This window comes from Stenotrophomonas sp. 05N423, from assembly GCF_056397145.1.
Genome location: NZ_JBFTMV010000008.1, coordinates 114,555 through 133,015 on the forward strand (window position 1 = coordinate 114,555; position 18,461 = coordinate 133,015).

Here is an 18,461-nt window from a genome sequence, read left to right on the forward strand (position 1 = left end):
TCCTGATGGGATGCGCCGGCCCATGGCCGGCGCCTGCCGCGTGGATCGTGTACTCAGGCTTCGGGGTAACCCAGGCGCGCGGCGACCGGGGCCAGGTGCGCGAACTCGGCCGCCAGCACTTGCGCGTACCTGCGCCAGTGGCCGGCGTCGATGGTGGCCGGGCCGAGGCTGCGCACCGGCGGGAAGCGCAGGCCGAAGGCCTGTTCCAGCAGGTTGCCCATCGCTTCCGGATCGTTGACCGCACCGTCGATGCGCAGGATCAGGTGGGTATAGAGATCCTGTTCGTGCAGGTCGGCCACCTGTTCCAGCGCGCGCGCCAGCCAGCGCGCGGCCTCGTCGGCCGAGGTCAATGCCAGCGGCGCCGGCGCGCCCAGCGCCAGCCACTCGACCAGCATGTCGCGCGGATCGCGCACGGCGATCACCAGGCGGCCTTCCGGCAGCTGCGGGCGCAGCGCCCACAGCAGCGCGTTGTCCCACCACAGCAGCCAGTCGATCACGTTGCCGTCGGTTATGCCGCGCGCCGGCAGGGCGTCGCGCCACTGCTGCACGAACTGCGCCGGGCTCAGCGCGTCCTCGGCCAGGCGCTGCAGGGTGTGGAAATTCTGGAAGGCGTCATCCGGCGGGTTCGACCCGAAACGGTCGCCACGCAGCACCTGGCTGCCGGCGGCCATCACCGTTACCACGCGCTCGACGCCCGAGCCCGGCGCACCCCACACGAACAGCGGCCGCAGCGGGTTGTCCTGCGCGATCTCGCCCAGCGCCGGCCATTCGCCCGGCGCCTTGGCCTGCGGCGGCAGCGGCAGGCGCGATGGCGCCAGCTCGCCATGCAGGCGCAGCCAGGTGGCCAGCGCCGCAGCCGGTTCGTCGGCGCGGTCCTGCACCGCACCCAGCCACACGCGCAGTTCCGGATGCGCCGCCTCCGGGGCGCTGTCGATCAGGGCCTGCACATGGGCGATGGCGGCCGCCGGTTCGCGCGCCAGCAGGGCTTCGACGATGCGCTGCTCGCCGCTGACGCGGCCCGGCTCCAGCGCGACGATGCGCCGCGCCATCGCTTCGGCGTCGTCGGCTTCCCCGTTCATGTCGTGCAGGCTCAGGCGCGCTTCCAGCGCCGGCAGATGCTCGGGCATCGCCGCCAGCCAGCGTTCGACCACCTCCACCGCTTCCGGGCTCCCGACCGGCGCCACCGCCAGCCGTGCCAGCCACAGGTCGTGCAGCTGCGGGTGCGCGGCCAGCGCCGCGTCCAGTTCGTTGCGCGCCTCGTCCTCGCGGCCCAGGCGCTGCCAGGCGACCAGCAGCATCTGCAGGGTGGCGCGGTCGCCGGGCAGTTCCACCAGCAGCGGACGCAGATGTTCAAGCGCCTGCAGCGGCTGGCCTGAATCAAGCTCCAGTTCGCCGGCCAGGCGGCGCATGCCCGGGGTGTCGCCTTCCGGCGTGGACAGCACCTGCCGCATCACGTCGGCGGCGCGGTCGGGATGGCCCTGGCGCAAGGCCAGCTGCACCAGCAGGCCCTGCAGCGCGTGGTTGGACGGACTCAGTTCGAGCACGCGGCGGAATGCCTGCTCGGCGAAGGCCAGCAGATCCTTGGCGAGGTAGGCGAAGCCCAGCGCATAGAGCACGCGCGGGTCGTCGGGCAGGCGCTGGCTGGCCGCCGACAGCACCGCCAGCGCGCGGTCGGCATCGCCGCGACGCAGCGCGACCATGCCTTCGATGGCGCCCAGTTCCGCGCTGTCCGGCTCCACGCGCGCGGCCATGCGGCCGAGGCGCTCGGCCTCGTCGATGTCCTCGCGGGCCAGCGCCAGATGCGCCTGCATCACGTAGGCGGAGAATTCGTTGGGATTGAGCGCGGTGGTGCGCTCCAGCGCCTGCCCGGCGTCGTCGAGGCGGCGCTGGGCCAGCAGCAGGCCGGCGTGCTGCAGGTGCAGGGCGGCATCGTCCGGGGCCAACGCCAGCGCCTGTTCGAGGCTGGCCTGCGCGGCGGCGGCATCGCCCTGCTGCTGCAGGGCCAGCGCCAGCCAGCGGTGGGCCTGCGGTTGCTGCGGTTCGGCGCCGACCCATTGCCGGGCCGCGGCTACGGCTTCGTCGGTGGCGTTGCGGCGCAGGGCTTGGATGATCGTGTCTTGCATGGCGGTCCGGCGTAAGCGCAAAAACCCATTGTAGCCGGCGTCCGCGCGCCGCCGCCCTGCAATGGGGCCGGAACGCTCAGGACCCGAGCGGAACCGCGACGGCCTGCGACGCCCGCTCCACGCCCACCGCGGCGGCCAGCCGCTGCGCCACCCAGCGTTCGGAGAAGCCATCGCCGCGCAGGTTCTCGATGAAGCCGCAGTGCCCGCCCCAGCGCGCGATCTCCAATCGCGCATGGGCCGGCAGCCGCCAGTGGCGGAAGGTGGTGAACGGGATCACCGGATCGTCGCGCGCCATCAGGATGTCGGCCGGCACTTCCAGCGCGGACAGGCGCTGCCCGGCGATGGAATAACCGTCGAAATAGTCCTGCAGCGTGGCGAAGGCGGTGTGCCGCTCGACCAGCCAGCCGGTCAGCGCGCGGATGTCCAGCTTCAGCACCGCGTCGTCGCAGTCGGCCAGCTCGGGAAACAGTTCGCGCTTGCGCCGCAGCGAGCCGGTCCACTTGCGGCGGAAATACCAGTCGTACATCGCCGGGCCGCGCTCGATGCTGTCCATGGTCAGCGCCGGGTCCAGCACCGGGCATACCGCCGCAACGTGCCGCAGAGGCACGCGGGCGGCGGGCGCGTGCAGGGCCAGGCGCAGCACGAAGTTGCCGCCCAGCGAATAGCCCGCCGCCACCAGCGGCAGGCCGGGGAAACGGTTCGCCACGTCGCCGGCGGCCTGCACCACCTCGGCGATGCGGCAGGAGTGGAAGATGCCCGGATTGAGGTGATGGGTATTGCCGTGGTCGCGGAAGTTCAGCCGCACCACGTCGAAGCCCTGTTCGAGCATGCGCGCGGCGGTCATGCGCATGTAGCTGGATTCGGCGCTGCCCTCCCAGCCATGCAGCAGCAGCGCCAGGCCGACCGGCGCATTGCCTGGCAGGCGGCTGTGCCAGGCCTGCAGGCGCACGCCATCGCCACCGTCGAGGATCAGTTCGCGGGTGACCGCACCGCTGGACGCCAGCAATCGCTGGCCGTGGCGCAGGCGCACGCCGCTGGACGCCAGCATCGACTGCAGGTGCGGATTGCGCAGCCAACGCGGCGGCTGGTACTGGGCGGCGCTCAACATGGCGCGCATGCTGCGCCCACCCGGCGGGAGAAAACGTGAACCGCCACCATCGGCCGGCAAGCGCTCACGACCGGCCGGCAACGCCGCCCGGCAGCCCCGCGCACGCCGAGCCCGGAGACATTCCGGGCATCGCACGCGGGTTGCAGGACGAACGCCACGGGAACACGTCGTTACGGGCCTTCCATCGCCGCCACGATGCGCGTGCGCGAAGTCTCGGCGATGCGCCGGCGCCCTTCCAGGTCATGGCTGCCGACCGGCTCGAGAAAATGCACCTCGGCGCGCCGCGCCGGCTCGCCCAGCAGGCGCAGGAAATTGCCGAAGAAGCTCTCGCCCGGTGCGAACGCAACCCGGGTCTGGGCGTCGCCGCGCACGCCGTAGCGCAGCGCCACCGGCTGCACCGGCACGCCGGTTTCCACCGCGGCCTGGAAGATGCGCGCGTGGAACGGGCCTACTTCGTGACCGCCACGGGTACGGCCTTCCGGGAACACGGCCACCGGCCGGCCCTCGCGCAGCCGCTTGGCCATTTCCTCCATCACCCCGCCCAGCGACTCGGTGTTGCCGCGCTGGTGGTAGATGGTATGCCCGCGGCTGGCCAGCCAGCCGACCAGCGGCCAGCCGGCGATCTCGCGCTTGGCGACGAAACCGACCATCTTCTGGCTATGGATCATGCTGATGTCGACCCAGCCGACATGGTTGGCGACGAACAGCACCGCCCCCGGCAGCGGCTGGCCGGAGCGGCGCAGGCGGAAACCGAAGATCCACATCAGCCCGCCGGACCACCAGCGCACCACCTTGTGCTCCAGCGGATCGGCGGCCGGGCCAAGGCGGCCGAACGGCGGCGCCATCAGCAGCAGGATCAGCGGCAGGAAGACCGCGACGTGGACCAGCAGCAGGGGCACGCGGTACAGATAGCGAAACGCACGCGCCACGCTGCCCGGGCGGGCGGGACGGGGGGAAGTCATCCGCGCAAGATACCGGATGCGGTCCGGCTTCCGCCAGCGGATGTCCCCCTGACTCTCGCATACTCACCCCGACTCACCTGCAAAGCGGTATAAATCCGCTCACGCCTTCAGGGGAGCGGAAACATGGAGCGGTTATCGCAGTCGCTGGGCGGGGACGTGCTGCCCCTGTTCTCGGCGGCGCTGGAGCAGGTCGACAGCGGCGTGATCCTGTTCGATGCCCAGAACCGCATCGTGCATTTCAACAAGGCCATGGAAGTCCTGTCCGGCTGGCCGTGCGCCGAGGCGGTAGGCCGCAACCTGGGTATCCTGGCGCCTGCGGCCATGCGCGAACGCTACGACAGCGACCTGCATCCGGGTTCGGCCAATCGCGTGCAGGAGCTGGCCAGCCAGCCGCGCGACGTGCAGCTGGTGCGCAAGGACGGGCAGATGCGCTGGATCAGCGTGTCGCTGGCGCAGACTCCCGGCGCAGACGGCCAGCTGCACATGGCCTTCATCCGCGACGTGACCGCGCGACGCCAGCGCCAGGAGCGCGAGCGGCTGCTGTCGCTGGGCTTCGACGAAACCCAGAGCGCGGTGCTGATCACCGACGCGCGCGGCCGGGTCGTGCATCTGAACAAGGGTTTCTGCCGCCTGTTCGGCTTCGATGCCAGCCAGGTCCTGCGCCGCCACGTCGCCGCGCTGCTGGTGCCGGACCGCACGCGGCGCCGCGCGATGCAGGGCTATTCCGCGCGCCTGCTGGCCGGCGAACCGGTGTGCTGCGACGAACGCGTGGCCTGCCGCGACGGCCGCCCGTTGTGGTGCTCGATCAGCATCAACCCGATCTTCGACGACTACGGCACGCTGGCCAACCTGGTCATCGTGCTGATGGACATCACCCACACCAAGGTGCACGAGGTATTGCAGCACCGGATGCTGGACGCGCTGGTGCGCGAGGTGCCCACCAGCGAGGTGATGCAGATGATGTGCCGCGACGTGGAGCAGACCGCGCCGCAGGTGCTGTGCTCGGTGCTGCGGGTGGAGGACGGACGGCTGCGCACGCTGGCCGCGCCCAGCCTGCCCGAAGCCTACACGCGGCAGGTGGATGGCATTCCGGTCGGCCCCGGCGTGGGCAGCTGCGGCACCGCTGCGCATACCGGGCAGACGGTGGTGGCGCGCGATATCGCACTGGATCCGAACTGGCAGGGCATCAGCCACCTGGCGCTGGAGCATGGGCTGGCGGCATGCTGGTCCACGCCGATCAAGGCCAGCGACGGCCGCGTGCTGGGTACCTTCGCCTTCTACTACCGCCGCCCACACGACCCGGACGCCTTCCATCGCCGCCTGGTCGAGGTGATCGTGCATCTGTGCGCGCTGGCGCTGGAACGCGAGGAAGCGCGCAACCGCATCCGCCGGCTGGCCTTCTACGACGACCTCACCGGCCTGCCCAACCGCAACCTGCTGCATGCCCAGACCGACCAGGCGATCGCCGCGGCGGCCGCCGCCGGCCAGGCGCTGGCGGTGCTGTTCATCGACCTGGACCGGTTCAAGCAGATCAACGACTCGTTCGGCCATCCCGGCGGCGACCAGCTGCTGCGCGCGGTCTCGCGCCGCCTGCAGGAAGAGGCCGGCACGGCGGACATCGTGGGCCGCCTGTCCGGCGACGAGTTCGTGATGGTGCTCAGCCCCTGCGATGCGCAGTACGCGGGCGAACGCACCGAGCGCATCCTGCGCCGGCTGTCGTTGCCGCTGCAGCTGGACGATGTGCAGATCCGTCCTTCGGCCAGCGTCGGCATCAGCATGTTCCCGCATGACGGCCACGACACCGAAACCCTGCTGCACCACGCCGACATGGCCATGTACCAGGCCAAGAACAGCGGCCGCAACGGCGCGCGCTTCTATTCCCGCGAAATGGACCACAACGCGCAGGAACGGCTGGCGCTGGAGACGGCGCTGCGCGAGGCGGTCGAACAGCGCCAGCTGCACCTGCACTACCAGCCGCAGGTCGGCATCGGCGACGGCGCCCTGTGCGGCGTGGAGGCGCTGGCGCGCTGGCGGCACCCGCGCCTGGGCGACGTGCCGCCGATGCAGTTCATCCCTCTGGCCGAGGAGTGCGGGCTGATCGGCGACATCGGCCGCTGGGTGCTGGAGGAAGCCTGCGCGCAACTGGCGCGGTGGCGCCGTGCCGGGCTGGAGGTTCCGTCGATGGCGGTGAACCTGTCGCCCACCAACTTCCACGAACTGGAACTGCCGCAGCGGATCGAACAGGTACTGCGACGCGAAGCGCTGGCGCCGGGCGACCTGACCGTGGAGATCACCGAGGACGTGCTGCTGGACACCGATCCGAGCACCCTGCGCACGCTGCACGCGGTACACGCGCTGGGCGTGCGCCTGTCCATGGACGACTTCGGCACCGGCTATTCCAGCCTGAGCTACCTGCGCCTGCTGCCGATCAGCGAACTCAAGCTGGACCGCAGCTTCGTCCGCGGGATCGAGAGCGACGAAGTGGCCAGCGCCCTGACCCGCGCCATCGCCCATATCGGCCAGAGCCTGCGCCTGACGGTGGTCGCCGAGGGCGTGGAAAGCGCGGAACAGCTGCGCCTGCTCGGCGAACAGGGCTACTGCATCGCGCAGGGCTACCACTTCACCCCGGCACTGCCCGCCAGGGAACTGGAAGCGTGGGTACGCGAACACCTGCCGGCCACCATCGCCGCGTCACTCCCCTGACGCGGCGCTAGCGGGTTCCCACGGCAGTATCAGACCGGCACCACCGCCAGCGTCAGGCGCGAGATGCACACCGGCTTGGCGGCCTCGTTCTCGATGCGGATTTCCCACACCTGGGTGGTGCGCCCGACGTGCAGCGCGCGGGCGGTGCCGGTGACCACGCCGGAGCGGGCCGCACGCAGGTGGTTGGCATTGATCTCCAGGCCCACGCAGACCTGGCTGGCGGTATCCACGCACAGGTTGCCGGCACTGCTGCCCAGGGTCTCGGCCAGCACCACCGATGCGCCGCCGTGGAGCAGGCCATAGGGCTGGCGGGTACGTTCGTCCACCGGCATGGTCGCCTGCAGCCAGTCCTCGCCGACGCCGGTGAAGACGATGCCGAGGTGGTCGATTAGGGTGCCCTGGCTGAGGCGGTTGAGTTCGTCCAGTAAAACGGGGGCGCGGAAAACCATGGCGATGACCGATGTGGAATCGGCGCCAGTTTAAGACGCGGCGCGGCTGCCGGGTTCAATCGAACAGACCGTCCTGGGGCGGCGGATAGACCAGGCGGCCATCGACCATGCGCGCGGTGTCGGTCAGCACATGTACCTGTGCGTGGCTGGCGTCGAGGATGTGCAGCACCTCGATGCCGCGCGCGGTGAGCACATCGGCGATCAGGCGGCGGTGGCAGCGCCACCACACCGCTTCGGCGCACATCAGCGCGGTGCGGCGGCGCGCCGCAAGCTCCAGCAACAGTGCCAGGCCTTCGGCAAACCCGGCGCTGTACAGATGATCGGCATAGCCCTGTAAGGCGGCATTGCGCCAGCCGCCGTTGGGCGAGCCCGGCAGCGCGCGACGACGCCCGCCGAGCTGCGGCAGCCAGAGGTAATCGAGGCCCGCGGCCGGCAGGGCCTGCGCCATCGTCCCGCCGGCGAACCACGGGTAGCGCCGCGAGCCGGGAAAGCGGCGTACGTCGGCAACGGCCTCGATGCCGTACCCGGCCAGCAGGGCGAGGAACTTGTCCCAGCTACGGGTGGAGTGGCCGATGGTCCAGACGGTGGTGGCGTCCGCCATGTCAGCCGATCTTCTCCAGCACCGCGCCGCGGTGCAGGGCGATGTGGTCGGTGCGGTCGCTGCGGATCTCGTACTGCGGGTCGTCCTCGCTGCAGCGGTGCATGTGTCCCTTGTACGGCGTGTCGCGGACATGGACCTTGATGACGTGGCCGCTGACGTGGCCGGCCTCGGAATTCCAGCGGACGTGGTCGCCGATCTTGAAGGCATGAGGCATGACCGGTCTCCGTGCGGAAAGAGGGCCGTCATTGCAGCCGATGCGGCGTTCATATCCCGTGTGCATGGGTGCTGCACGGTGACGATCCGGAGTCCGCTCCGGGAACACGGCTCCCCGCCGGGCGAGTCCGGCAGCTACAGGATCGGCACCAGTCCGGCGCCGAATGCGGTCAGCATGCGTACCAGCAGCCATTTCGGGCCGACGTCGACCTCGGGGAAATCGCCCACCGGCACATAGCAGCGGCGGAAATCCGGATCGTGCCGCGACAACGGCAGCGGGCATTCCGGTCCCGGCTGGAACGCATAGTTGGTGGCGTAGCGCCATGGCCAGAGGTCGAGGATGGGCAGGGCCTCGGAGGCCTTGCCCAGGCTGTAGTTCAGGCCCGAGAACACCGGCGCCTTCTCGCGCGGCGCCACCACCCAGGCGTTGTCCGGCTCGATGTCGCGCAGGATGCTCTGCGCCAGATGCTCGGCGAACACCGGGTCGTCGATGATCACCGCGCCCTCGGTGTTGTAGTTCTCGCTGCGCGGATCGAAATTATGGGTACCAACGACACCGATGCGGCGGTCCACCACCAGCGACTTGGCGTGCAGGCCCATGCGCGCGCCGCGCCGCGTCACCGGCAGCGGCCGGTTCGCCGCCTTGCTGCCGAGGAACGAGGGCCGCGTCTCGGTGCGCAGCACCTCGCGCTCGACCTCGCTGCCGTCGGCGCCCGCACGGCGCCCGGAACCGCTGCCGCGCACGTTGCTGCCCGCTGCGCTCGCGCCGATCACGCGGTCTGGCGCGGGCGCATCGTCCAGCGCCGCGGACAGCAGGTTGGCCGGCGCCACCGGCGCGTCCAGCGGGAACGGCTTGTACTCGTAGACATCGAAGCCCAGCACGCGCAGGTTGCGGCGCTTGTACTTGTAGGCCATCGCATAGACGACCGGGTTGTCGGTCGCGGCCAGGCTGTTGGTGGACACCACCACACGCGGCGGCGTCTGCCGCGCGCGCAGGTCCTTGAACAGCTTCTGCGCCGGCTTGGACAGCACCAGGTAGGGTGTCTGCAGCAGCACTTCGGACTGCGCGCCGGAGATCAGCGCGTCCAGCCGCGGTTCGGTCGCCTGCGGCGCCGGGTCGTTGCGATGCTTGCGCGGCAGGTCGGCGACGTAGGCCACCGAGCGCACCGGCAACGCGGTATCGACGAAGGTTTCGGCGATGAAGGCCGCGTCGGCGGCCTCCGCGGCGGCACGCGCCACCCGCTCCGGACGCCGGAACCGCGCCGCCGGCATCGGCGGTACGCCTTGCCTGAGCAGGGTCCGGCCGACATCGTTGAGCCGCTCGGCCGGTACGCTGCGGCGCGCCTCCCAGAAGGCCTGGAAGTTGGCCGCCATCGCGCGCGCCTCGGGGCCGGCGACGACCACGTCGCGGTCGCGGAAGTTGTACTCGCTGTCCCAGTCGTAATAGTCGTCCTGGTAGTTGCGGCCGCCGACCACCCCGATCACGTCGTCCACCACCAGCAGCTTGTTGTGCATGCGCTGGTTGAAGCGGCGGAAGCAGCACAGCACGCTGCCGGCATAGTCGAAATAGTTGAGCTTGGCCTTGCCGAAGGTGGGGTTGTAGACGCGCAGCTCGAAGTTGGCGTGCGCGCCGGACAGCGCGCCGAGCATCTGCAGGTCGGAGATCGCCGAAAGCTGGTCGATCAGCAGCCGCACCTTGACCCCGCGCCGGGCCGCGTCCAGCAGCGCATCGATGATCATGCGCGCGCTGTCGTCGGTATCGAAGATGTAGGTCTGCAGGTCGACGCTGCGGCTGGCGCTGCGGATCAGGTTCAGGCGCGCCACCAGCGACAGCTCGCCCTCGTCCACCAGGGTCGCGTAGTGCCGCGGCGCGCCGGCGGCGGTGGAATCGGCGATGGCCTGCGCGCCCAACGCGCGCAGCGGCGAATCCAGCGCGCAGCGGTCGGCGCGGTCGCAGTCCAGTGCCGGGGTACGCGCAGCCACCGCGATGCCTTCGGCACGGTCGCGCAGTTGCGGCGACAGCGACGCGCAGCCGCCGGCCAGCAGGGCCGAGCCCAGCAACAGGAGACGGAGCAGCAGGCTCACGATTCGGGGGCGCCGATCAGGCGCGTACGCAGTATGAAAGTCACACGGTCACTCAGGGCGATCTGCCAGCTGTCCATGCCGTAACGACCGCGCAGGACGGTACCCCGGCTGACAAGGTCGCAATCATAGCCCGGCCGCGCGCATTCAGGCTCCTCCAGGTGCAGGACCTCGCGCCGGCTGATGCCGCGGATGGTCAAGCGCCCCTGCACATCGCCTCCGCGCTCGGCGATGTCCGGCTCATAGGGATCGGATTCGAACTCGACCAGCGGGTGCCGCTGCGCGTCGAAGAATTCCTCGCCGCGCATCCAGCCGGTGTAGCGCGGCTTGCCGGGAATCTCGACGTACTGGGTGAACATGCGCAGGCGCACCTGGTGCCGGCCGTCGGGCAGCACCGTGATCCAGCCGTCGAAGCGGGGAAACTCGCCCTCGATCTTCTGCCCGAAACGGGTACGTATCTCGAAACCGAAGCGCGAGTGGGTGGTATCGAACTGCAGCGGCTGCGCCGCGGATGCCGCACCCGTCGCCGCCAGCCCTGTCAGCAGCAGTCCACAACGCACCCACCGCATGCGCTCAGCCCCTGTCCACGGCCTTGGGGCAGTGTGCGGCCACGCCTCCGGCGCCGCACACCCGGTTCATGCCGGCCGGCATGCGCCGCACTCGGGCAGGGGCCGCGGGCCGGCGCTCGCGACGGGATACGGCCATGGGCTCAAGGCCACCAGAACGCGGCCAGGCGGGCGATGCCCGGTTCGATGGCCGCCGCCATCGGCAGCGAAAGCACCGCCACCGAGGCGGTGGGCATGCCGCGGTAGTCACCGGACTGGCCGCTGTGCATCAGCGCCACCAGCCGTTCCATGCCCGGGTTGTGGCCAACCAGCAGCAGGCGCTCGACCTCGCGGTGCTCGTCCACCAGCGCGGCGAGGGTGCCGGGCGTGGCGTCGTAGATCCGCTCCTCCAGCCGCTGCTCGACGTAGCCGGTCAGCGACAGCACCGCCTCCAGCGTTTCGCGCGCGCGCCGCGCCGGCGAACACAGCACCCGGTCCGGCACCAGCCGCTGCTCCTGCAGCCAGCGGCCTGCCGCCTCGGCCTCGGCCAGGCCATGCGGGGAAAGCGGACGGTCGATGTCGGCCAGGCCATTGTCGGCCGGCTCGGCGTGGGCATGTCGCAGCAGGATCAGTTCACGCATGAGGGTTCATTAGCTCCGGGTCAGACCTTGTTCAACCATTTCAGAAGCGGCTCCCAGTCCTGCTGGTGTTCGCGGACCTGGGCGGAGTGGTAATCGAACAGGCTGCGGCCCAGGCCGACCATGACCACGTAGCTCTGGCTGTCGCGCAGCTGCGCGACGACCTCGTACGGCCATTGCGCCAGCATCTGCCGCGCCTGCTGCGATGTCTGCGTCCACGGCTTGGTGCGGTTGAGCACCAGGCCCACCGGCAGCGCGCGCGTATGCACGCGCTTGACCTTGGCCAGACTGTTCAGGAAACCGACGATGGCCTCGATGTCCAGCGCCGATGGCAGCACCGGCACCACTACCGCATCGGCCACGTCCAGGAAATGTTCGAGATCGTCCGCATGGGCGCCGGCCGGGGCATCGATGACCACCTGCTCGGTGCCGTCGGGAATGTGCTTTTCCCATGCCTTCCTGCGGTAGACGTCCACCGGCAGCACGGCACTGTCCAGGCCGGCGCGGCGTTGCGCCCAGCGCGTGCTCGACCCCTGCGGGTCGGCGTCGGCGATCACCGTCGCCCTGCCCTGCAGCGCCGCATGCGCGGCCAGATGGGTGGCGATGGTGGTCTTGCCGACACCGCCCTTGGAGCCGGCCACCAGGATCGTCTTCATGCACGCCTCGTTTTGCGCGGGACTGACCGCAGCGTACACCGGCGCGCGACGGCCGCGGTAGTCGGTGCGTGAGGACGGCCGCCGGCAGGAGCGCACTGCGGTGCGCGAGGAGCTTTCCCGGTGGAGTCCCATCGCGCACCAGGGCGCGCTCCTGCGGGCATCGCGCGCTTTGCTATCTTTACGGCCCGTACCGGAGCCGCCATGAGCGAACTGCAGGACCTGACCGCGCTGATCCGCGCCAACACGCCGCTGATCGTCATCGAGACCCCGGACGAGGCGCGGATCGTGGACCTGTTCCGGCAGGCGCTGATGAACGTATGGCGCGCGCTGTACCGCTGGTCGATCACCGAAGGCCTGCGCCGCATCGACATGGACCGCGAGGACGAGGCGGTTGGCCCGCCCGATGCCAGCGCTGCGCTGCGCATGATCCAGGAGGCCGACCAGCGCGGCATCTACCTGCTGCTCGATTTCCACCCCTACCTGGGTTATGCCAGCCACCAGCGCCTGCTGCGCGACATCGTGCAGCGCCGCCACAGCCAGCCGCACGTGCTGGTGCTGGTCGGCACCAAGGTCGAACTGCCGGCCGAACTGGAAGCGCTGGCCACCCGCTTCAACCCGCGCCTGCCCGACGCCAACGCGCTGCTGAAGATGCTGCGCGAGGAAGCGGCCGCCTACGCCGGCGAGAATGGTGGCCGCCGCGTGGAAGTGGACCAGGACGCGGTGCGGCAGATCCTGCGCAACCTGCAGGGCCTGAGCCTGTCCGACGCGCGCCGCATCGGCCGACAGCTGATCTACAGCGACGGCGCGCTGCGTGCCGACGACCTGCCGCAGCTGGCGAAGCTGAAGTTCGAACTGCTCAACCGCAGTGGCCACCTGCACTACGAGTACGACAGCGCGCGCTTCGGCGACGTGGCCGGCGCCGCGCGGCTCAAGCGCTGGATCGAGCAGCGCCGCGCGGTGTTCGTCGCCGGCGACGCGCCACCCGGGCTGGACCCGCCGCGCGGCATGCTGCTGCTCGGCGTGCAGGGCTGCGGCAAGTCGATGCTGGCCAAGGCCACCGCCGCCGGATTCGGCGTGCCGCTGCTGCGCCTGGATTTCGGCATGCTCTACAACAAGTACCACGGCGAGACCGAGAAGAACCTGCGCGATGCGCTGGCCTCGGCCGAGCAGCTGGCGCCGTGCGTGCTGTGGATCGACGAGATCGAGAAGGGCCTGGCCAGCAGCGGCGAGGACGGCGGCGTCTCGCGCCGGGTGCTCGGCTACCTGCTGACCTGGATGGCCGAGCGCAAGGGGCCGGTGTTCATCGTCGCCACCGCCAACCAGGTGCACGAACTGCCGGCCGAACTGCTGCGCAAGGGCCGCTTCGACGAGATTTTCTTCGTCGACCTGCCCACACCCGACACCCGCGTGGAACTGCTGCGCCTGCATCTGGGCAAGCGCGGGCTGGACGTCGGCAGCTTCGCCCTGCCGGCACTGGCGGCGGCGGCCGACGGCTTCTCCGGCGCCGAGATCGAGCAGGCGGTGGTCGCCGGCCTGTACGCGGCGCACGCCGAGCACAGGCCGCTGGACACCGACCTGCTGATGGCCGAGATCCGCAGCACACGGCCGCTGTCGGTGCTGATGGCCGAGCAGGTGCAGGCGCTGCGCGAGTGGGCGCACGGGCGCACGGTGTCGGCGGACTGAGAACGCCAGCCGGCGCGCCGCCGGGCTGGCCCGGCAGCGTGGCAGGCGCGATGGCTCAGGGCCAGGCCGGTGGATTCGCGGCCCAGGCCTGTTGCACTTCGGCCAGGCGCGCGCGCTCTTCGTCCTTCCACAACGGCAGCAGCTGCGGGAAGCGCGCCGGGGTGTTCCATTGCTCCGGCTCGGTGCGGACCGCTGCCGCGTACCACTGCAACGCCTCATCCCTGCGACCCAGCGTCCACAGCGCCAGTGCCAGGGTCGGCGGCGCCCAGCCGGCGTTTCCGCGCGTACCGCCGGCCGCCTGCGCCCACAGCGCCAAGGCACCCTCGGCATCGCCATGGCGATACAGGTCCCAGGCCTGGTTCCAGCGGATGCCGCGCGACTGCAGCGAGTTTTCGGACACCGACGCCAGCGCTTCCTGGTAGAGCTTGGCCGCCAGCTCCCCGCGGCCTTCGGCATAGGCGATGCCTGCCAACTGGACCGTGGCATCCACGCTCTTGCGGCCGCGCTCGCGCAGTTTCATCAACTGGTCGACCAGCCCCGCCTGTTCCGGCGGCAGCGCCTGGATGGGCTTGGCCGCGGTGTCGTCATCGAAGTAGAACTCGGCGATCTTCGGCATCCCCTGTGCCCACGCCGTCGAACAGAACAAGCCGGCCAGCAGCAACAGGCCGCCAGCCACGCCCTTTATCACCTGCATGTTGCAATCCCCATCGTTCAGCATCCAGCAAGGGTCCGATCCTAACCGCTCGGCCCACCGGCCGCGAGTCCGCCCCGCCGGGGCGGCGGCGGGCGCCAAAATCCGCGCTGGTACAATCGCCGGCCGCGTGCGCGCCGCCCTGGCGCGGCAGCGGATGCCAGCCGTTCCTGCAATGGGCCAGCCATGACCAGTACCGCCGAACTCACCTCCCCCGCCTCCGCCAACACGCCGCTGATCGGCGTGCGTGACCGCGATTACACGCTGGAGCACAAGTACACCCGCACCGACGGCCGCATCTACCTGAGCGGCGTGCAGGCGCTGGTAAGGCTGCCGCTGATGCAGCAGCAGCGCGACATGGCGGCCGGGTTGAACACCGGTGGCTTCGTCAGCGGCTATCGCGGTTCGCCGCTGGGCGGCTTCGACCTGGAGCTGTGGCGCGCGCGCAGGCATCTGGAAGCGGCGAAGGTGAAGTTCGTGCCGGGCCTCAACGAGGACCTGGGCGCGACCATGGTGTGGGGCACGCAGCAGGCCAACCTGTTCCCCGGCGCCAACGTCGATGGCGTGTTCGGCATGTGGTACGGCAAAGGCCCGGGCGTAGACCGCTGCGGCGACGTGTTCAAGCACGCCAATGCCGCCGGTACCTCGAAACATGGCGGCGTGCTGGCGCTGGCTGCCGACGACCATGCCTGCCGCAGCTCCACCCTGCCGCACGGCAGCGAGGACGAATTCGTCAGCGCGATGATGCCGGTGCTGAACCCGGCCGGTGTGCAGGACATCCTGGACATGGGCCTGGTCGGCTGGGCGATGAGCCGCTACACCGGCCGCTGGATCGGCTTCAAGACCATCGCCGAGACCGTGGAGTCCTCGGCCTCGGTGGACGTTGACCCGTTCGCGCGCCGCATCGTCCTGCCGGAGGATTTCGAGATGCCGCCGGCAGGCCTCAACATCCGCTGGCCGGACCCGCCGCTGGAGCAGGAAATGCGCCTGCACCGCTACGCGGTGAAGGCCGCGCAGGCCTTCGCCCGCGCCAACGGCGTCGACAAGGTGGTGATGGATTCGCCGCAGGCGCGCCTGGGCATCGTCACCACCGGCAAGAGCTACCTCGACGTGCTGCAGGCGCTGGAGTACCTGGGCCTGGACGAAAAGGCCTGCGCCGGGATCGGCATCCGCGTGTACAAGGTCGGCATGACCTGGCCGCTGGAGCCGCAGGGCATCAGCGCGTTCGCGCGCGGGCTGGAAGACATCGTCGTGGTGGAGGAGAAGAAGGCCTTCATCGAGCGGCAGATGAAGGAATACTTCTACAACTGGCCGGCTGGCTGGGGCGCGCGCCCGTCCATCGTCGGCAAGTACGACGAACAGGGCGAGTGGATCCTGCCCTCCACCGGCGAGCTGACCCCGGCCACGATTGCCGGCGTCATCGGCCGTCGAATTCAACGTTTCTTCAATACGGAATCCATCGAGCAGCGCCTGCGCTGGATGGATGAGAAGGAAGCGGAAATGGCACTGCCGCGCGCACAGTTCCCGCGCGTGCCGCACTACTGCTCCGGCTGCCCGCACAACACCTCGACCAACGTGCCGGAAGGCTCGCGGGCGATGGCCGGCATCGGCTGCCACTACATGGTGACGTGGATGGACCGCGACACCGACACCTTCACCCACATGGGCGGCGAAGGTGTCACCTGGGCCGGGCAGGCGGCGTTCACCGACACCCCGCACGTATTCCAGAATCTCGGCGACGGCACCTATTTCCACAGCGGTTCGCTGGCGATCCGCCAGGCCATCGCCGCCGGCGTCAACATCACCTACAAGATCCTCTACAACGACGCGGTGGCGATGACCGGCGGCCAGCCGGTGGACGGCACGCTCACCGTGCCGCAGATCGCCCAGCAGATGCGCGCCGAGGGCGTGCACACCATCGTGCTGCTGTCCGACGACATCGAGAAGTGGAAGCTGCGCCGCCACGAGTTCCCGCACGAGGTGGAATTCCACGACCGCGCCGAACTGGATGCCGTGCAGAAGCAGCTGCGCACGGTGAAGGGCACCAGCATCCTGATCTACGAACAGACCTGCGCCACCGAGAAGCGCCGCCGCCGCAAGCGCGGCAAACTGGTCGACCCGCCCAAGCGCACCCTGATCAACTCGCTGGTCTGCGAGGGCTGCGGCGACTGTGGCGAGAAGAGCTTCTGCGTGTCGGTGCTGCCCAAGGAGACCGAGTTCGGCCGCAAGCGCGACATCGACCAGTCCAACTGCAACAAGGACTTCTCCTGCACGACGGGCTTCTGCCCGAGCTTCGTCACCGTGCACGGCGGCCAGCTGCGCAAGGGACAGAAGAGCAATGCCGCCAGCCTGCTCGACAACCTGCCCGATCCGGTGTTCCGCAGCGACCTGTCACAGCCCTGGAACATCCTGATCACCGGCGTCGGCGGCACCGGTGTGGTCACCATCGGCGCGCTGCTGGGCATGGCCGGGCACCTGGAAGGCAAGGGCGCCACGGTGCTCGACCAGACCGGCCTGGCGCAGAAGGGCGGCGCGGTCACCACCCACATCCGCATCGCCAACACCCCGGCCGACATCCACGCAGTGCGCATCGCCGCCGGCGAGGCCGACCTGGTGCTGGGCTGCGACATGGTGGTGGTCAACGACTACTGGGCGCTGTCCAAGGTGCGCGGCGAGCGTTCGCAGGTCGTGCTCAACACCTACGAAGCGATGCCGGGCACCTTCACCACCCACCCGGACATGCAGTTCCCGGCCGCCGACATCATCGCCGGGGTGAAGGTGGCGCTGGGCGGGCGCGACCCGATCCTGCTCGATGCCACCCAGCTGGCCACCGCGCTGCTGGGCGATGCCATCGCCTCCAACCTGTTCATCCTCGGCTTCGCCTGGCAGCAGGGCCTGGTGCCGCTGTCGCTGGAAGCACTGATGCGCGCCATCGAACTCAACGGCGCCGCCATCGAGATGAACCAGCGCGCCTTCGCCTGGGGCCGCCGCGCCGCGATCGACCCGCAGGCGGTACAGCAGGCCGCAGGCCTGGTGCGCAACGCGCCCACCGAGGCCGAGCGCACCCCGGGCACGCTGCGCGAACTGCCGCCGGGCGAGTGGGAAGGCAGCGAGGCCGGTGCGCCATCGGCGCCGCGCAACCCGGGCAACGAGCCGGAGGTGCGCGGCCTGCCCTCCAGCGACCCGCAGCCGGGCGACGTCACCTTCGCCACGCTGGACGACGCGCGCCTGTCGCGCTCGCTGGACGAGCTGATCGCCCGCCGCAGCGGCTTCCTCATCGACTACCAGGACGCCGCCTACGCCACCCGCTACCGCCAGCTGGTTGATGCGGTGCGCAAGGCCGAGCAGCGCATCGCCCCGGACAGCACCGCGCTGACCGAGGCGGTGGCGCGCTACTTCTTCAAGCTGATGGCCTACAAGGACGAGTACGAAGTGGCCCGCCTGTACACCAGCGGCGATTTCCTCAAGCGCGTGCAGCAGCAGTTCGAGGGCGACTACCAGGTGCGTTTCCACCTGGCGCCGCCGCTGCTGGCCAGGCGCGACGAACAGGGCCGCCTGCAGAAGAAGGAATACGGCCCGTGGATGTTCAAGGCGTTCGGCCTGCTGGCCAGGCTCAAGGGCCTGCGCGGTGGCCGCTTCGACATCTTCGGCTACACCGAAGAGCGCCGCGGCGAACGCCAGCTGATCGCCGATTACGAAAAGACCCTGCGGGAACTGCTGGGCGCGCTCGACGCCGGCCGGCTGGCGCTGGCGGTGGACATCGCCAGCATCCCGGAACACATCCGCGGCTACGGTCACGTCAAGGAGGCGCACCTGCACGAAGCCAAGGCCCGCGAAGCGGCGCTGCTGGCGACGTGGCGCAACCCGAAGGCGCTGCATATCGTGCAGGCAGGCTGATGTATGTGTTCGCTGACATATCCATGAATGTCAGCGAACACTTGCTTCAGCCAGACTGGGCACCCTCAATGTAAGCGAACACTTACATTTGCCTCAATGTAAGCACTCGC

The 18,461-nt window shown here is 69.9% G+C and carries 14 protein-coding genes; 3 read left to right on the forward strand and 11 right to left on the reverse strand.

Annotated features, from left to right (window positions below):
• Window positions 1-53 precede the first annotated feature (53 nt).
• The 3 genes from AC1DGW_RS13370 to AC1DGW_RS13380 all read right to left on the reverse strand — a co-directional run bounded on the left by AC1DGW_RS13370 (window position 54) and on the right by AC1DGW_RS13380 (window position 4,193).
• Window positions 54-2,123, reverse strand: coding sequence for a tetratricopeptide repeat protein (locus AC1DGW_RS13370; RefSeq protein ID WP_478023761.1), 2,070 nt, complete (start codon window positions 2,121-2,123; stop codon window positions 54-56).
• Window positions 2,124-2,199: 76 nt separating this feature from the next.
• Entirely contained in the window at window positions 2,200-3,231 is a 1,032-nt protein-coding gene (locus tag AC1DGW_RS13375; protein ID WP_478023857.1) for a YheT family hydrolase, read from the reverse strand.
• Between the two features lie 170 nt (window positions 3,232-3,401).
• On the reverse strand, window positions 3,402-4,193 hold the full coding sequence (locus AC1DGW_RS13380; RefSeq protein WP_478023763.1) for a lysophospholipid acyltransferase family protein: 792 nt from the start codon (window positions 4,191-4,193) through the stop codon (window positions 3,402-3,404).
• A gap of 123 nt (window positions 4,194-4,316) precedes the next feature.
• Between AC1DGW_RS13380 and AC1DGW_RS13385 the strand changes: the two genes are divergently transcribed.
• Window positions 4,317-6,896 (forward strand): EAL domain-containing protein, encoded by a 2,580-nt coding sequence (locus tag AC1DGW_RS13385; RefSeq protein ID WP_478023765.1) that lies wholly within the window; start codon window positions 4,317-4,319, stop codon window positions 6,894-6,896.
• Between the two features lie 29 nt (window positions 6,897-6,925).
• Here the strand turns inward: AC1DGW_RS13385 and AC1DGW_RS13390 are convergent, their stop codons facing one another.
• The 7 genes from AC1DGW_RS13390 to AC1DGW_RS13420 all read right to left on the reverse strand — a co-directional run bounded on the left by AC1DGW_RS13390 (window position 6,926) and on the right by AC1DGW_RS13420 (window position 12,080).
• On the reverse strand, window positions 6,926-7,345 hold the full coding sequence (locus AC1DGW_RS13390; RefSeq protein WP_478023767.1) for a hotdog fold thioesterase: 420 nt from the start codon (window positions 7,343-7,345) through the stop codon (window positions 6,926-6,928).
• Window positions 7,346-7,400: 55 nt separating this feature from the next.
• Window positions 7,401-7,946, reverse strand: coding sequence for a DUF488 domain-containing protein (locus tag AC1DGW_RS13395; RefSeq protein ID WP_478023769.1), 546 nt, complete (start codon window positions 7,944-7,946; stop codon window positions 7,401-7,403).
• A gap of 1 nt (window position 7,947) precedes the next feature.
• Window positions 7,948-8,160, reverse strand: a complete 213-nt coding sequence (locus tag AC1DGW_RS13400) for a hypervirulence associated TUDOR domain-containing protein (protein WP_478023772.1) — start codon at window positions 8,158-8,160, stop codon at window positions 7,948-7,950.
• Window positions 8,161-8,294: 134 nt separating this feature from the next.
• Complete coding sequence (locus AC1DGW_RS13405) at window positions 8,295-10,244, reverse strand: phospholipase D family protein (RefSeq protein WP_478023774.1); 1,950 nt, start codon at window positions 10,242-10,244, stop codon at window positions 8,295-8,297.
• Window positions 10,241-10,810: a YceI family protein gene (locus AC1DGW_RS13410; protein ID WP_478023776.1), complete on the reverse strand. Its 570-nt coding sequence runs from the start codon at window positions 10,808-10,810 to the stop codon at window positions 10,241-10,243. Before AC1DGW_RS13410 ends, AC1DGW_RS13405 begins: the two co-directional genes overlap by 4 nt.
• Before the next feature lie 140 nt (window positions 10,811-10,950).
• Window positions 10,951-11,427 carry a SixA phosphatase family protein gene (locus AC1DGW_RS13415; RefSeq protein WP_055772772.1) on the reverse strand — a complete coding sequence of 159 codons (477 nt, stop codon included), beginning with the start codon at window positions 11,425-11,427 and terminating at the stop codon, window positions 10,951-10,953.
• A gap of 20 nt (window positions 11,428-11,447) precedes the next feature.
• Window positions 11,448-12,080, reverse strand: a complete 633-nt coding sequence (locus AC1DGW_RS13420) for a nucleotide-binding protein (protein WP_478023778.1) — start codon at window positions 12,078-12,080, stop codon at window positions 11,448-11,450.
• A 201-nt stretch (window positions 12,081-12,281) separates the two neighbouring features.
• Between AC1DGW_RS13420 and AC1DGW_RS13425 the strand changes: the two genes are divergently transcribed.
• Window positions 12,282-13,763 (forward strand): AAA family ATPase, encoded by a 1,482-nt coding sequence (locus AC1DGW_RS13425; RefSeq protein WP_478023780.1) that lies wholly within the window; start codon window positions 12,282-12,284, stop codon window positions 13,761-13,763.
• Between the two features lie 55 nt (window positions 13,764-13,818).
• Here the strand turns inward: AC1DGW_RS13425 and AC1DGW_RS13430 are convergent, their stop codons facing one another.
• Window positions 13,819-14,457, reverse strand: coding sequence for a tetratricopeptide repeat protein (locus tag AC1DGW_RS13430; RefSeq protein ID WP_478023782.1), 639 nt, complete (start codon window positions 14,455-14,457; stop codon window positions 13,819-13,821).
• 183 nt (window positions 14,458-14,640) lie between these two features.
• On the opposite strand from AC1DGW_RS13430, the gene AC1DGW_RS13435 reads away from it, so the two are divergent.
• Window positions 14,641-18,351 (forward strand): indolepyruvate ferredoxin oxidoreductase family protein, encoded by a 3,711-nt coding sequence (locus AC1DGW_RS13435; protein ID WP_478023784.1) that lies wholly within the window; start codon window positions 14,641-14,643, stop codon window positions 18,349-18,351.
• Window positions 18,352-18,461: the final 110 nt, after the last annotated feature.